The following is a 15,025-nucleotide window of genomic DNA, read 5'->3' on the forward strand; positions in this document are numbered from 1 at the left end:
GCAGCAACGGATATGCCCCCATCCCCCCCCAAAAACGCCATATCTAAAAAGTATCCAAACCGCATTATTTAGATATTTTTCATAGCCAAACCACCCTGATAGGCTTCTCAAAAAACAAGAGAACTGCCTACATGAAGCGCAGCAAAACCTTCGCCACCGCACTGCTCTGCATGGCCTTGATGACCACCGTCACCAGCTGCGCCAAAGTCGACCTCCAGACCGACACCAGTGACAAGCGCGGCGCCGACGCCCGCCAGGTCCTGCGCCTGGGCCACGACGCCCAGGCCTACCCGTTCCTGATCTACGCCAACGCCGACCTCTACAACCCGCCCAAAACCCTCGAACGCGCCGTGGTGATCGTCCACGGCGTACAACGCGACGCCGACCAGTACTTCAAGACCGGCCGCAAACTGCTGGGCAACGCCAAACTCAAGGGTGAACGCACCCTGCTGCTGGCCCCCAACTTCCTCACCCCACAAGACGCCGGCGTCAGCGACGACATGCCCCTGTGGCCCCGGGACAGATGGATGCACGGCATCGAATCCCAATACGGCCACAAGGGCATCCCCGCCTTCCAGGTGCTCGACGACGTAGTGCGCTACCTCTCCGACCGCCAGCGATTCCCGGCACTCAAGGAAATCGTGATGGTCAGCCACTCGGCAGGCGCGCAGTTGATGCAACGCTACGCCATGCTCAACGACCTCGATCCCGCACTCAAAGCCCACGGCCTGACCATCCGCTACGTGATCGCCAGCCCGTCGAACTACCTGTACGTCGACGAAAACCGCCTGCAGGACGCAGGGTTCGCCCCCGTCGTCAGCATCCTTTGCCCCAGCTACAACCGCTACCGCTACGGCCTCGAAGGCGCCCCGGCGTACGTGCAGGCGCAGCACCTGACCGGTCGCCAACTGTTCACCCGCTACGCCGCTCGCGATGTGACCTACCTCGTGGGTGCCCAGGACAACAACCCCAACAGCCGCGTGCTGGACAGCTCCTGCGGCGCCGATTACCAGGGCGAATCCCGGCTCCAGCGCCAGCTGACGTACGTCCGTTACGAAGGCTTCCTGTCGAGCAAATGGCAGGTGCCGCTGCGCCACCCGCAGTACACGATCCCGGGCATTGGCCACAACGCCGCGCGGTTGTTGGGGGATAAAGACGTCGCCCGGATTGTGTTCCCGTAATACCGATAGCGCCCCTTCTGCCGCACGACTGTGTCTCGATAAAAACAATAAGAGAACTGTATGAGCCCATACCTCCCGTTTACCCGGGCGCGCCGCGTCCTGGGGCCTGGCCGCTTGACCCTGTTGGCGGCCACGCTGATCGCCCTGCAGGCCCAGGCGGACACCTTGCCGTCCTCCGGCACCCTGTTCGATTCCAGCCGTTCGGTACTGCGCCCCACCGAGAGTGGCCAGGCGGCCAAGTCCGGCAGCGTGCGTATCGAGAGCCAGAATGACGAACCCCAAAGCGCGCCCAGCACTTCGACGGTGAAGCTGGTGGTGCAGCGCTTTACGGTGCAAGGCAACCAGCAAGTCAGTGATGCCGACGTGCAGGCGCAGTTGCTGCCGTACACCGGGCAAACCCTCGGGCTTGACGGTCTGCGTGAAGCCGCCTCACGGGTCACCGCGCTGTACCGTGCACGCGGTTATTTGGTGGCCCGGGCGTACCTGCCGGCCCAGGACATTCAAAACGGCCAGGTGACCCTCGGCATTTCCGAAGGGGTGATCGGCCAGGTCAGTACGCTGCCGGATGCCAACGTGCGCCTGCGCCCCGGTGTGCAACAGCAGTTTGTCGACGCCTTGCCGGCGGGCACGATCATCCGTGAGCAGGACCTGGAGCGCGTGCTGCTGCGCCTGTCGGACATCACCGGGGTGGCCGTGCGCGCGATTCTGCGGCCATCGCAGCAACCGGGCGCGGCGGACATCGTGCTCAAGCTCAGCGAAATGACCGCCATCACCGCGCGGGCGGCCATCGATAACTACGGCAACTACTACACCGGCTCCAACCGGCTCACGTCCAGCGTCAGCCTCAACGATGCGTTCGGGGTGGGCGACAGTTTTACCGTCAACTCGCAGACCTCCTTCGAGGGCCTGGAGATCAAGGGGGTCGGCTACCAGCAGCCCCTGGGTGCCACCGGCCTCTCGGTGGGCGCCAACTATGCGGAGCTGGAATACTCGATCGGCAAGAACCTCAAGGGCGTCAACGCCGGCGGCACCGCCGAGGTTTCGTCGGTGTTTATCAACAGCTCGCTGCTGCGCTCGCGGGACAACAACATCAGCTTCAACCTGAGTGAGGACCACCGGCGTTTCGAAGACAGCGCCGGCGGTTTTTCCGTGGACAAAGCCGCGGTGTTTCGCAGCGCCACCCTCTATGGCAACTGGCGGGATGACTGGCAGGGCAGCAACGTCTGGAGCCTGTCCTACGGCATCGGTGACCTGGATAAAAACACCGCCACCGATGCCGCACTGGATGCCTTGACGGCCAAGGCGGCAGGCCGTTACCAGAAGACCAACTTCACCTTCAGCCGCCTGCAAACCATCGGCAACGGCTACTCGCTGTTCGGCTCGGTAACCGCCCAATGGGCCGACAAGAACCTCGACGCCTCGGAAAAACTCAGCCTCGGCGGCCCCAACGGCGTGCGCGCTTACCCGGTGGGCGAAGTGGCCGGCGACGAAGGCGTGCTGGGCCGCCTTGAGCTGCGCAAATACCTCGGCAATTTTTCCGGGGCCATCGCCGAAGGCACGCTGTTTGCCGACGCTGGTAAAGTGCGGGTCAACAAGGACCCATGGGACAGCAGCGAAAACCACCTGAGCCGCTACGGTTATGGGCTGGGGGTGAACCTCTACCACCGCGACCTGGTGATGAATGCCAGCCTGGCGTTTTCCCCGGGCGACGACCCCACCAGCGATGACCGCGCCGCCAAGCGCCTGTGGTTCTCGGTGACCGGGTCGCCCCAGGCATTTGCCGGGCTGGCCAGCGACCTCGGTTCCAAAGGTGAAGACTTTGCCGTGGCCGAGACCGACACGGTGATCTACGGCGACTTCGGCATCGTTCCCGAATACGTCGACCGTCACGGCGCCACGGCCGCCGCACCCGCCAACCAGAACCGGCTGGCCACCCCGAACGGGCGCAACATGTCGAGCTTCTGGCGTGCCCGGGATAACGTATCGGCCATCGGGGTACACGGCGGCTACGGCCTGAGTGACGACTGGAAATTGCTCTGGCAACTGGAATACGGCATCTCGATGAACTACACCGCGAGCGACGATAAATCGGTGAACCCATCGGCCTCCCCAAGCACCAAGTTGCGCAATACCGGTGCCGCCTTCAACAACACCGATTACGGCACGCTGCTGTATGGCGTGTGGGACATGCCGATGAAGGAAGCCACCACCACCCTCGACCCGTTCAACGGCAAAACCAGCGCCGCGTACTTCAACATCATTGGCTCGCCGGGCTTCAGCGCGGGGCTGTCGACGAACGTCAACGGTCCGCAAAGCTATGACGACACGGCGGTGAATGGCGATGCCGCGTTCAACCGGCGGCAGTCCGGCGTGGTGGAGTACTGGACGCCGGTCTGGAACGGCCTGCAGCTCAAACTGGCGTATTCGAACAACGGCATGAGCGTGGCCAATGACGTGGACAAGGGCTACATCTACGGCACCAGCCTGACCTACAACAACGGTGGTTTCACCGCCGTGTTCGCGGCCGAGCGGCACATCAACTATTTCGGCATTGCCGACCTGGGCCGCAACGCCCGGGGCCTGGGCAGCAGCACCCATGTCACCGACGGCACCTCGTCGGACGATTTCAGCTTCCGCTATGGCCTGGGCTATGACTTTGGCGACACCGAACTGTCGGTGATCGCCGATGACCTGTCCTACTCCGAAGACGGGGTGGTCAACACCAGCACCACCTCCAGCGACCTGTCGCGCTACCGTCGCCGCGCCTATCTGGTAGGCGCCTCCCACAAGATCGGCGCCTGGACCTTGAAGGCCACCTACGGCAAGGCCCTGCCTGGCAAGTGCGAGATGATCGGCGCGGCCGCACCCGACTGCGATACCCACGGCATGGGGGCTACCCAATACGCGGTCGGCGCCAACTACAAGCTGACCCAGCGCATCGACCTGTTCGGTCAGTACGTGCTGTTGAAAAACAACTCCCTGGCCAACTACAACTTCGCCCTCACCGGCGTCACCGCAGCCAGCGGCTACTCGCCCGGTGCGGGCACCACCATCAGCGCCATCGGCACTGGCATCAACTATTCGTTCTGAGGAGAAGGCTGTGAACAAACCACCCATTCAAACCGCGCTGCCTGTTCTCAAACCCTTGAGTTTTGCCGTGCTCTGCGCGCTGTACAGCCTGACCCCGATGCCAGCGATGGCGCTCGACAATAACGCCTTGCCCACCAACGGCCAGGTGATCGCCGGCAGCGGCACCATCACCAGCAACGGCAATGTGATGACCGTGCACCAGGGCAGCGACAAGCTGATCGCCACCTGGGACACCTTCAATATCGGCAGCGGTGCCCAGGTCAATTTTCTGCAACCGGGGGCCTCGTCGATCGCCCTCAACCGCGTCACCGGCAGCGACGGTTCGCAGATCCTCGGGCACCTGAATGCCAACGGCCAGGTGTTCCTGATCAACCCTTCGGGCGTGCTGTTTGGCGCCGGTTCGATGGTGGATGTGGGAGGGCTGGTGGCCAGCTCCCTGGACATTTCCAACAGTGATTTCTTGGCCGGTAAAAACGTATTTGCCGGGCAGGGCAAAGGCGCGGTGATCAACCAGGGCACGATCAACGCCAAGGACGGTGGCAGTGTCGCGCTGCTCGGCAGCCAGGTGTTGAACGAAGGCACGGTGGTTGCGCGGCTGGGCTCGGTGGTGCTGGGCGGTGGCGAGAAAATCACCCTTGACTTCAACGGCGACGGGCTGATCAACCTGGAAGTCAACGACCCGGCGATGGGCGCCAGCGTGATCAACCGCGGGCTGTTGAGTGCCAACGGCGGGACCGTGGCCATGAGCGCCCGGGACTCCCAGGCGATGCTCAGCAATGTGGTGAACAACGAAGGCGTGATCGAGGCGCGCAGCCTGGAGCAGCGCAATGGCCGGATCATTCTCGACGGTGGCAGCAACGGCGTGGTGGTCAACAGCGGCGTGCTTGACGTGTCCGGGCGCAATGCGGGCGAGCGGGGCGGTAACGTGACCATGACCGGGCAGTACGTCGGCCTGTTCGATAACGGCCGGATCAATGCCGACGGTGACGTTGGCGGCGGCACGGTGTTGATGGGCGGCGACTATCAGGGCGGTGGCGGCGTGCATGAGGCCGACAGCACCTTCATGGGCCAGGACGCGCGCATCAGCGCCAACGCGTTGAGCAGCGGCGACGGCGGCAAGGTGATCCTGTGGTCCAAAGACAGCACCCAGTTTTACGGCGGCATCAGCGTCAGCGCCGCCGGTAGCCAGGGCCGTGGCGGGTTGGTGGAAACCTCCGGGCACACCCTGGAGATCGCCGGCATCGTCGACCTCAGCGCCGTGTCCGGCCAGGGCGGCACCTGGCTGATCGACCCGTTCAACATCAACATCACCAAGGGGGCGAGCAGCGGCACCTCGTCCAGTTCGCCGTTCACCCCGAATGCCGGCGGCAGTTCCAACCTGAGTTCGGCGACCCTCAACGCGTCGCTGTCGGAAGGCGCAAATATCCTCGTGTGCACCTCCTCGGGGGCCGGCACGTCGGGGGACATCAACGTGCTGGACAACGTCAAGGGCGTGGGCAATTCGACCCTGACCTTGCAGGCTCACCGCAATATCGTGATGACCAATACCAGCATCAGCGCGGCTGACGGCAAGACCTTGAACGTGTCGCTGTATTCCAACTTCAACAACAGCGGCAACGGTTCGGTGGCGCTGAGCAACGCGACCATCAGCACCAACGGCGGCAACCTCACCATCAGCGGCGCGGTGCAACCGGACCAGGCCTGGGCCAGCACCAACGTCAGCAACGGCACGGGGATTTCCCTGAGCAACGGCACGAGGATTACCACCAAAGGCGGCAACGTGAACCTGCGCGGCGCCACGTCATCGACACTGGCGGCGGGCTCCACCGCGACGGCGATCACCCTCAGTAACAGCACCATTGATGCCGGTGGCGGCAACATCAGCCTCACCGCGTTGCAAGCCAGCAGCACCGGCACCGGCGATGCGTTTGTGCTCACCGGCGGCAGCAAAGTGCTGACGTCGGGCGCAGGCTCGATCACGGTGGACAGCACCAACCTGGGCAGCGGCAACGGCACGCGGATTTTCAGCACCAGCAACACCATCGCGGCCAGCGGCACCGGCAATGTCACCCTGCGCGGCAGTGCGGTGTCGGGGTCCGGTGTGCTGGTGTGTTCGACGGCGGCGACCTCCGCGCAAACCCTCAGCGTGAGTGGCGGCACCTTGACGATTGAAGGCAGCAGCGGCTCCGGGCGTGGGGTGTTTATCGCGTCTTCGGGCACCGGTGTGGTCACGCTGAACGCGGCCCAGGGCGGTGACATTTTTATCGACGGCAGCAGCGCCGGTGATGCGGGCACCACCCTCAACTCCACCGGCACCGGCTCGGTGATCAATGTGTCGACGGTCAACGGCGACATCACGTTGAACGGGCGCACCGGGTCGGCCTCCAGTGCGGCGGGCTTGAGTATTCGCAGCGGTGCGTCGGGCCCGGGCAATGGGGTTAATGTCCTCTCCGGCAGCGGCGATATCAGCCTGCTGGGCACGGCGCAAGGCTCGGGCGCCGGGGTGTCCTTCAGCGCCACCAATGCCAAGGGTTACAACAACGTGATGACCGGCGCCGGCGGCAATATCACCCTCAACGGCAGCAGCCGCGGCGGTGCGGCCTTGAGTTTTGACCACGGCAATAACCTGCTGCAGGTGGCTGATGGCGTGTTGCGCCTCGACCTCGACACGCCCACCGATAACTACATCACCCACACCGACGACGTCACCACCCTGAACGCCAGCGGCAGTGGCGCGGTGCTGATCAGCCGGGATGGCCTGGTCCACAACGGGCTGCTGGATACCGCCAGCGAACCCACGCGCCAGTACCAGCAGGCGCAAGCGGTGGGCGGCGCCTGGAGCAAGCCGCTGGCACCCGACTATCACCTGACGGCGGTGGGCAGCGCCGCCGACGAGGTGAAGATCGACGTGGCGCAAACCCGATGAGTGAACCGGTGTTTTCCCTCGAGACCTTCGAATACCTGTGCTACACCCGCGACCACGAAGGTGGTGCGCGGGAGCTGGTGCGCCTGCTGCAATTGATCGATCGCAACTACGGCAAATTGTCCGAGCAGTTCTCGCTGTCGGTGTCGCCGGCGATCAGCCCGGGCGAGCTGGAGAGCCACGTCTTGACCCGGCTCACCAGCGCCATCAGCGCGTTGTTCTCCGACCCCGGCTTCAGCATCAGCCCCAGCGGTTTTGGCCAGCTCATCAACCTGCAACGCTGGCTGTCGTCACTGTTTGCCGCCAGCGCGTTCGTCAACTGTGACCACATCCTGCGCTCGCTGAACCTGTTGGGTCCGGGCGGTGATTACCGGATTGCCGAACAGGACCTGGTGAAGTTCTGCCTGCTGTATTCCCCCGAGTCGCAGTTGCCGCTGGATGTGGAATTGTTGTGGGCGCAGAACCCGACGTTGGCGGCGGCGCTGTTCATGGCATTGATGTCGCCACGCTTTCTCGGCACCCCGGCGGCCCACTCCAAGCGCGAGGCACTGCTGGCGTGGTTGCCGGGGCGCCTTGAACAACTCGACAGCCTCGACGCATTGCCGCTGAACGTGCTGCACGACGTGTACATGCATTGCAGCTACGCCGACCTGCCGGAACGGCACCGCATCAAGGCCTCGATCAATACGCTGATCGAACGCAAGCTGGCCAGCGTGGGCATCCGCAGTGTGGCGCCACAAGCGCCGGTCGCCCGGCAAAAACCATTGATGCTGGTGCTGCTGGAATGGTTTTCCGGCGGGCATTCGATCTACCGCACCCACTCGTTGACGCTGCAGGCGGCGCGCCGGGATTTTCATGTGGTCGCGGTGGGTTATGGCGCGAATGTGGATGCCCTGGGGCGTGACGTGTTCGATGAGTTTATCGAATTGGCCCAGCCGGACGACCTGTTCGCCTGCCTGCGGGAACTGACGGCACTCGCCGAAACACGCCGGCCCGAGGTGTTCTACATGCCCAGTGTCGGCATGTTCCAGATCACGCTGTTTGCCAGCAACCTGCGCTTTGCGCCGTTGCAGGTGGCGGCGCTGGGGCACCCGGCAACCACGGGGTCGCGGCATATCGACTGCATCAGCGTGGAAGAGGATTTTGTCGGCGACCCCGCCTGCTTCAGCGAGCACCTGTTGCGCTTGCCTGCCGATGGCCAACCGTATCGACCGTCGGCCATCAACGTCGAGCTGCCACGCCTGGAGCGGGTCGACTCGCCGGTGGTGAATATCGCCATCGCAGCGACTACCATGAAACTCAACCCGACCTTCCTGCGCGCCTGCCAGGCCATTGCCCTGAGCACCCTGCGGGAGACCGGCAAGCGCGTACGTTTTCACTTTCTGGTGGGCCAGGCCCAGGGCTTGTTGTTCCCGCAGCTGGTGCGTCTGATCGAGCGTTACGTGGGTGATGCCACGGTGTACCCGCACCAGCCGTACCCGGAGTACATGGCCACCCTCAATCGCTGCGACCTGTTCCTCAGCCCGTTCCCGTTCGGCAACACCAACGGCATCATCGACGCCCTGACGGTCGGCCTGCCGGGGGTGTGCAAGACCGGCCCGCAGGTGTTCGAGCATATCGACGAGGGCCTGTTCCGCCGTGTCGGCCTGCCCGACTGGACGATTGCCCACACCCATGAACAGTACGTGCAGGCGGCGGTGCGCCTGGCGGGCAATTACGGCGAGCGCAGTGCGCTGTATTGCCACCTGGAATCACCGCAGCCGCTGCAAACCTTGTTCAGCGGGCGGCCCGAAGCACTGGGTGAGGCGCTGCTGTCACGCATCCGCCCGCAGTAACGTGGCGGCCAGCGCGAGGAAATCGTCGAAGGGCTCGGTGGTGCGGTCCACCTTGCCGCGCAGCACACTGCCTTGCAGCGCATTGATCAAAAAGCGCGCCGTGGCGTCGGGATCAAGCCCGGCGCGAAATTCTCCGGAGGCCACGCCCTCGCGCACCAGCTGCGCAAACGGCAGGGCCCATTCCGCCAGGATATCCACCAGGGTGTTGCGCACGTCGTCGTGGCGCATGCTCATCTCGGCAGCCAGGTTGCCGATCAGGCAGCCATACCCGTAGCGCTCGCAGTCGCCGGGCGCCTCACACTCACCAGCGATACGTCACCGAACTGACCAGCTGGCGCTCATCGCCATACCGGCAAATCGCGAATTCGCAGTAGGTGTAGCGTTTGTTGGTGACGTTGTTGGCGTTGAGCGCGACTTCCCAGTGGGGGTCGATCTCGTAGCTGGCGCGGGCGTCATACAGCGTATACGCGGGCATTTCTGACGGCACGCCCGAGGCCTGGGTGGTGCCTTTGTAGCGCGCGCCACCGCCGATGCGCAGTTGCGGCAAGCCGAGTTCTGCCAGGCGGTAATCGGCCCAGAGGGCGGCCTGGTGGTAGGGCGTGTCTTCGCTGCGCTGGCCGACTTCGCTGGCGATGTTGCTTTTGGTGATCCGGGCGTCGATGTAGGCGTAAGAGCTGATCAGGCTGAGATTCGGCGTGACTTCGGTCTTGGCCTCCAGCTCCAGGCCTCGGGAGCGTACTTCGCCGGTTTGCACCGAATAGGTGATATCGGTGGGGTCCTGGGTCAGTACGTTTTTTTGCACCAACTGATACACGGCGGCGCTCAGCAGGGTGGCGCTGCCTTCGGGTTGGTAGCGAATACCGATTTCGTATTGCTTGCCTTCGGTGGGCACAAACGCTTGCCCTGCCTTGTCCACGCCTGCCACCGGAAAGAATGACTCGCTGTAGCTCAGGTAAGGCGCCAGGCCGTTGTCAGCCTTGTACACCAGCCCCGCACGCCAGGTGGTGGCCTCGTCGCTCTGGCTGGTTTGGGCGGCGTTGCGGAACAGTTCGGTGTCCTGGTCGGCCCAGTCGTGGCGGCCACCGAGTACGGCAATCCAGTGCTCGTCGAAGGTGATCTGGTCCTGGAAATACACGCCTTTTTGCAGGGTGTCGATCTGGGAGCCACGGTCGGTGTTCGGGGCGCGGTTGACCACCACCGGCTGGTTGTTGATGTAGTTCGCCAGGTTCAACGACGGTGCATTGCCACGGAAGTTGTGGGAGTCGTAACTGGTGTCATAGCCGTCGAAGCCCAACAGGAAGGTGTGCTGCCAATCACCGAATTGCCATTTGCTTTCGAGGTTGGTGTCGCTGGCCAGGCCACGGGAACGTTCGACGCGGTCGCTGTACTGGCGGCGCAGGATGCCGGTGTTTTGCGCTGTCGCGATGAAGGCGGGCGTGGCGTTCACTTGCAGGTAACGCCAGGTCACCTCCGACTGGTAATAGCGCAGCTTGTTGCTGATGCGGGTGTGCTCGTCGAACCGGTGCTCGAACTCGTAGCCCAACGCCGACATCTCGCCGTTCATTTCGTCGTAGTTCGGGTCGCCGATAAAGTCGTGGCGGCCAATCTGGAACGTGCCGTCGCCCACGCCCTTGACCAACTGATAGGGCAGTGGCGCCGAGAAGCGGGTCTCGGTCTTCTGGTAGAACGACAACAGGGTCAGCGAGGTGTCGTCATCCGGGCGCCAGGTCAGGGCCGGGGCGACGTAGACCTTGTCGTTGTTGATATGGTCGGCGCTGGTGTCGCTCTTGCGGTCCAGTAGGGTCAGGCGGTAGCTCAAGGTGTCGCTGTCACCCAGGGGGCCGGTGAAGTCGGCGGACAATTGCTTGCGATCGTTTTGCCCGGCCTGCACGTTCACTTCGTGGTAGGGCGTCTGGCTCGGGCGCTTGCTGACGGTGTTGATCAGCCCGCCCGGCGACAGTTGGCCGTAGAGCACCGAGGCCGCGCCGCGAATCACTTCGGCGCGTTCCAGGCCGTAGGGTTCCTGCACGCCGTCATAGGAGTTGTTTTGCAGGCGCAGGCCGTCACGCAGCGAGCCGCCGGTGGCGGATTCGACGTCGAAGCCCCGGATGCGGAAGCGGTCGGACGTGCGGTTGAAACTGGTGGGCTGGCTGGTGAAACCGGGGGTCAGGTCGAGGGTCTGGGACAGGGTTTCCGATTGCCGATCACGGATCTCGTCGCTGGTGACCACCGACAGTGATTGCGGGGTTTCGATGATCGGTGTGTCGGTCTTGGTGGCGCTCAGGTTGCGGGTGGCCACATAGCCTTTGACGTGTTCGGTGGAGGCTGCTTCGGTCAGCCCGGTCACGGAAGTGGGCGCCAGTTCCAGTGAGCCGGTGGCGCTGCTCACCGGCGCCAGCACAAACCCGTTGGCACCTTGCACCGCCTGGAAACCACTGCCCTGCAGCAGTAGGGCAAAGCCCTGGTTGACGGCGAATTCACCCTGCAACCCGGCGGTGCTCAGGCCGGCAACACTGCGCGCATCGAACAGCAACGCCACGCGGGCCTGCTGGGCGAACAGGTTCAACGCCGGGCCCAGGGCGCCGGGCGCAATGGCGTAGCGCTGCACCTCGCTCTGGGCCGCCACCGGTGCGCTGAGGCCGAGGCCGAGCAGCGAAAACGTGGCCAGGTTGATCGCCAGGGCAAGGGGCACGAAAGAGCGCTGGGGATGGCGCGAAACGGTGAAGTCCGGTGGCATGGAAGAGGTTCCTGTGATGAGGTGCTTTCTTCCTTGACGGGGCGATTGCAAAAAGCGGAACCCGGCGCGCGGATTTATTTTTCGCGCTCGATCTTCAGCCACAGCGGGCTGAACGAGCGCACCCGTACCGGGAAGGCGTCGCTGATCAGTTGCAGCGCACGCCGAGGTTCATCCAGCGGCAGCACGGCCGACACCCGCAAGTCGGCCAGTTGCTTGCGATCAAACTGCAGGTGGCCGCCGTACTGGCGGGCGAGTTCATCGAGCACTTCCGGCAGCGGCCGGTCCTGGACCACCAGTTGGTGGTACTGCCAGGCGTCGTTGGTGGCCCGGGTGTCGACATGGCCCAGCCGCGTGACAGCTTGCGGGGTAATCCGTGCCTGTTCACCGGCACTGACTTCGACGGCCGGATGATGGTGAGCATCCTGGGCGGCGACCTTCGATTCAAGCAGGGTCAGCAGCGTGCCGGGTGCCTCGCGCTTGACCGTGAAGCGGGTGCCGAGGGCGCGCATCTGCCCGTCTTCGGTGACCACGATAAATGGCCGCGTCGCATCGTGGGCCACCTGCACGAGGATCTCGCCGCGCAGCAGTTTTACCTGGCGCTGTTGCGGGTTGAAGGTCAGGTCCACCGCGCTGTTGCCGCTGAGGATCAACTGTGAGCCGTCGTCCAGGTCGATACGTTGCCACTCGGCCGGCGCGGTGCGCTGGTCGGCCAGCAAATAACTCGGCGGATAACTGCGCAGCAGCAAGGCCAGGGCCAGGGCCAGCATCAGGCCGAGCACCACCCGGCCGGCGGGGCTGCTCCGACGCTTCACCCGCGCCGCCTCCAGCGCGGCCTGCACCGGCGCGTGTTGCGGGCGCAACGCCTGCAAGCGGCCGACGAAGCCTTGCAGCCGCTCTATCGCGGCGGCGTGGTGCGGGTCCTGAGCTTTCCACTGTTCGAACTGCTGGCGCTCGCGTTCGCTGAGGTTGCCGTCATGCAGGCGCATCAGCCAATTGGCGGCTTGCTCGTCGAGGCTCTGTGGGGAATCGAGCATGGGCTCAAACATCCAGCGCGTGGTGGCAGTGCACCAGGGCGTTCATCAGGTGTTTGCGCACCATGCGCTCGGAAATCTCCAGGCGGCTGGCGATCTCACTTTGGCGCAGCCCCTCCAGGAAATGCATCAGGAACGCCTGCCGGGCATTCAGCGCCAGGCCGTCGAGCACGAACGCAATCTGCTCCAGGGCTTCCAGGGTCAGCAGGATCTGTTCCGGTGATTGCTGGCAGCTTTCCAACAGGTCGACGGTCAGCGCCAGTTCCCGCAGGTACGCATCCTCGATCTGACGACGGCGGGCGCGGTCGATGATCAAGTGGCGCGCCGTGGTCGTGAGGAACGCCCGGGGCTCGCGCATGCCGCCCAGGGCATCGCGGGAGGCGAGGATACGCACGAAGGTGTCATGGGACAGGTCCGCCGCGTTTTGCGGGCAACCGAGCTTTTTCCGCAGCCAGCCGAACAACCAGCCATGGTGCTCGGCATAGAGCCTATGGACGGCCTGGTTCAAGGGAAGGTCGCTGGCGGACATGGCGGGAGTGTCTGCGGATAAGAATTATTCGCAAGATTAGCGGGCTGTGTTGAATTAAAGCAAGCACCGGGCAAGGGGTGAGCTGTATTTATGTGGCCGGTACTGATAAATAGAGCAGGTGAATCCCTCAATAGATACCCGGTGTAATCAATCATGAAGCGCCATTTCGACGACTTGCAGCTGGGCAGCATCGAGCTGTTCTGCCTGGCTGCCGAGGCCAGCAGCTTCACCGCGGCCGCCCAGATAGCGGGCGTGACCCCGGCAGCGGTGAGTCGCAGCATCTCGCGGCTGGAAGAACGCCTGGGTTCCCGGCTGTTTGTGCGCACCACCCGCAGCATCCGCCTGACCGATGGCGGGCGGACGTTTTTCGAACAGTGCCGCCAGGCCCTCACCCAACTGGTGGAAGCCCAGCAGGAAATGATGGGCGCCCAATCGGTGCCGTCCGGGCTGTTGCGCATCAGTATCCCGACCACCTACGGCCATCACCGGATCCTGCCGCTGCTGCCGACATTTCGCGCGCTGTACCCGCAAGTCACCGTGGATATCCACATCAGCAACCGCAACATCGATTTTGTCGCCGAAGGCTATGACCTGGCGATCCGCGTGCGCGCCCAGCCGGACTCGACGCTGATCGCGCGCTTGCTGGAAGACGCCAAGCTGGTGGTGGTTGCATCGCCGGCGTATCTGCAGCGCGCCGGCACGCCCCAGACCCTGGAGGATTTGCCGGCCCATGAGTGCATCCAGTACGAGCTGCCGAGCAACGGGCGGCGTATTGCCTGGCTGTTCCAGGCTGACGGCAAGGAGCGGGAATTTGCCGGCGAGGCCGGGTACAGCTGCTCCGACGATGTGCTGGGTGGCGTGACCCTGGCCAAGCATGGCGCCGGGCTGTTCCAGACCTACAAATTCATCGTCGAGGACGAGCTGGCCAACGGCAGCCTGGTGGAGGTGTTGCAGCCTTATAGCGGGCGCTCGCGGCCGTTTACCTTGCTGTATCCCCACGGTCGTTACGTGCCCCATCGGGTGCGGGCGTTTGTGGACTTTCTGCTGGAGCATCGCGCCGAGTGGGCGGCACTGTAGCGGCGGATAAGTCCCAGGTCAGCATCAGTCGGCCAATGGCGGCGTCGATGGCGCTGGCGTCCACGCCATCCCGGGCGAGGATCGACACGCCCTGCAGGAAACTGTCGTAGACCGTGGCCATGGCGCGGGCGTTGGTCTCGGCCGGTAACTGACCGGCACGGATGCCGCGCTCCACGCAATGCACGATGCCCGCTCGTGTGCGCTCCCGCGAATGGGTCAGCGCGTGGGTCACGTGTGCGCTCTCGGGGGAGGGCGCGCTCATCACGCCCAGGGCCACCATGCAGCCTTTGGGGTGGCCGTCTTCACACTGCATGCGCGCCGATTGGCGCAGCGCGGTCTCGATGGCCTGGCGCGGCGGCAGGCTGTCATCCCACAGGCATTCGGTGACCTGGGCGAATGTGGCCAGATAGCGTTGCACGCATTCCTGGAACAACGCGTCCTTGGAGCCGAACGCGGCGTAGAAACTCGGCGCGGAGATGCCGCCACCCAGTCCGGCTTTCAACTGGCTCAGGGACGTGGCGTCGTAACCGTGCTGCCAGAACAGGTGCATGGCCTGTTCCACGGCCTGGTCGCGGTCGAAGGTGCGGGGGCGGCCCATCTGCGCCATGGGGAAATCCTCTTG

At 64.2% G+C, this 15,025-nt stretch carries 10 protein-coding genes; 5 read left to right on the forward strand and 5 right to left on the reverse strand.

The window, feature by feature from the left end; genetic code table 11:
* The first annotated feature begins 131 nt into the window (after positions 1-131).
* Genes HX855_RS30995 through HX855_RS31010 form a run of 4 tightly spaced genes read left to right on the forward strand, consistent with a single transcriptional unit; the run spans position 132 to position 9,029 of the window.
* Positions 132-1,181, forward strand: a complete 1,050-nt coding sequence (locus HX855_RS30995) for a hypothetical protein (RefSeq protein WP_177090197.1) — start codon at positions 132-134, stop codon at positions 1,179-1,181.
* Positions 1,182-1,241: 60 nt separating this feature from the next.
* Positions 1,242-4,271: a porin gene (locus tag HX855_RS31000; protein WP_177090196.1), complete on the forward strand. Its 3,030-nt coding sequence runs from the start codon at positions 1,242-1,244 to the stop codon at positions 4,269-4,271.
* A 10-nt stretch (positions 4,272-4,281) separates the two neighbouring features.
* A complete protein-coding gene (locus HX855_RS31005; RefSeq protein ID WP_177090195.1) occupies positions 4,282-7,197 on the forward strand; it encodes a filamentous hemagglutinin N-terminal domain-containing protein in 2,916 nt (971 codons plus the stop codon).
* Positions 7,194-9,029, forward strand: a complete 1,836-nt coding sequence (locus HX855_RS31010; RefSeq protein ID WP_177090194.1) for a peptide transporter — start codon at positions 7,194-7,196, stop codon at positions 9,027-9,029. Before HX855_RS31005 ends, HX855_RS31010 begins: the two co-directional genes overlap by 4 nt.
* Here the strand turns inward: HX855_RS31010 and HX855_RS31015 are convergent.
* The 4 genes from HX855_RS31015 to HX855_RS31030 form a co-directional block, all read right to left on the reverse strand.
* Positions 9,009-9,341: a TetR family transcriptional regulator C-terminal domain-containing protein gene (locus tag HX855_RS31015; protein ID WP_309139824.1), complete on the reverse strand. Its 333-nt coding sequence runs from the start codon at positions 9,339-9,341 to the stop codon at positions 9,009-9,011. The genes HX855_RS31010 and HX855_RS31015 overlap by 21 nt on opposite strands.
* Entirely contained in the window at positions 9,331-11,766 is a 2,436-nt protein-coding gene (locus HX855_RS31020; protein WP_177090192.1) for a TonB-dependent siderophore receptor, read from the reverse strand. The genes HX855_RS31015 and HX855_RS31020 overlap by 11 nt, the downstream gene beginning before the upstream one ends.
* Before the next feature lie 74 nt (positions 11,767-11,840).
* Positions 11,841-12,800 carry a FecR family protein gene (locus HX855_RS31025; RefSeq protein ID WP_177090191.1) on the reverse strand — a complete coding sequence of 320 codons (960 nt, stop codon included), beginning with the start codon at positions 12,798-12,800 and terminating at the stop codon, positions 11,841-11,843.
* Between the two features lie 4 nt (positions 12,801-12,804).
* Complete coding sequence (locus tag HX855_RS31030; protein ID WP_177090190.1) at positions 12,805-13,326, reverse strand: sigma-70 family RNA polymerase sigma factor; 522 nt, start codon at positions 13,324-13,326, stop codon at positions 12,805-12,807.
* A gap of 153 nt (positions 13,327-13,479) precedes the next feature.
* On the opposite strand from HX855_RS31030, the gene HX855_RS31035 reads away from it, so the two are divergent.
* The gene (locus HX855_RS31035) at positions 13,480-14,403 is read left to right on the forward strand and encodes a LysR family transcriptional regulator (RefSeq protein ID WP_177090189.1); all 924 of its coding nucleotides are present in this window, start codon (positions 13,480-13,482) and stop codon (positions 14,401-14,403) included.
* On the opposite strand, the gene HX855_RS31040 is transcribed toward HX855_RS31035, so the two are convergent.
* On the reverse strand, positions 14,306-15,010 hold the full coding sequence (locus HX855_RS31040; protein WP_177090188.1) for a TetR/AcrR family transcriptional regulator: 705 nt from the start codon (positions 15,008-15,010) through the stop codon (positions 14,306-14,308). The genes HX855_RS31035 and HX855_RS31040 overlap by 98 nt on opposite strands.
* Between the last annotated feature and the right edge of the window lie 15 nt (positions 15,011-15,025).

The sequence above is a fragment of the Pseudomonas sp. IPO3778 genome, from assembly GCF_013386825.1.
In the GTDB taxonomy this organism is placed as follows: domain Bacteria; phylum Pseudomonadota; class Gammaproteobacteria; order Pseudomonadales; family Pseudomonadaceae; genus Aquipseudomonas.

Bases quoted from the DNA above. Each gene is read 5' to 3' on its own strand.
- HX855_RS31040 (WP_177090188.1), bottom strand. From the start codon at position 15,010: ATGGCGCAGATGGGCCGCCCCCGCACCTTCGACCGCGACCAGGCCGTG.
- HX855_RS31000 (WP_177090196.1), top strand. From the start codon at position 1,242: ATGAGCCCATACCTCCCGTTTACCCGGGCGCGCCGCGTCCTGGGGCCT.
- HX855_RS31025 (WP_177090191.1), bottom strand. From the start codon at position 12,800: ATGCTCGATTCCCCACAGAGCCTCGACGAGCAAGCCGCCAATTGGCTG.
- HX855_RS31020 (WP_177090192.1), bottom strand. From the start codon at position 11,766: ATGCCACCGGACTTCACCGTTTCGCGCCATCCCCAGCGCTCTTTCGTG.
- HX855_RS31030 (WP_177090190.1), bottom strand. From the start codon at position 13,326: ATGTCCGCCAGCGACCTTCCCTTGAACCAGGCCGTCCATAGGCTCTAT.
- HX855_RS31035 (WP_177090189.1), top strand. From the start codon at position 13,480: ATGAAGCGCCATTTCGACGACTTGCAGCTGGGCAGCATCGAGCTGTTC.
- HX855_RS30995 (WP_177090197.1), top strand. From the start codon at position 132: ATGAAGCGCAGCAAAACCTTCGCCACCGCACTGCTCTGCATGGCCTTG.
- HX855_RS31010 (WP_177090194.1), top strand. From the start codon at position 7,194: ATGAGTGAACCGGTGTTTTCCCTCGAGACCTTCGAATACCTGTGCTAC.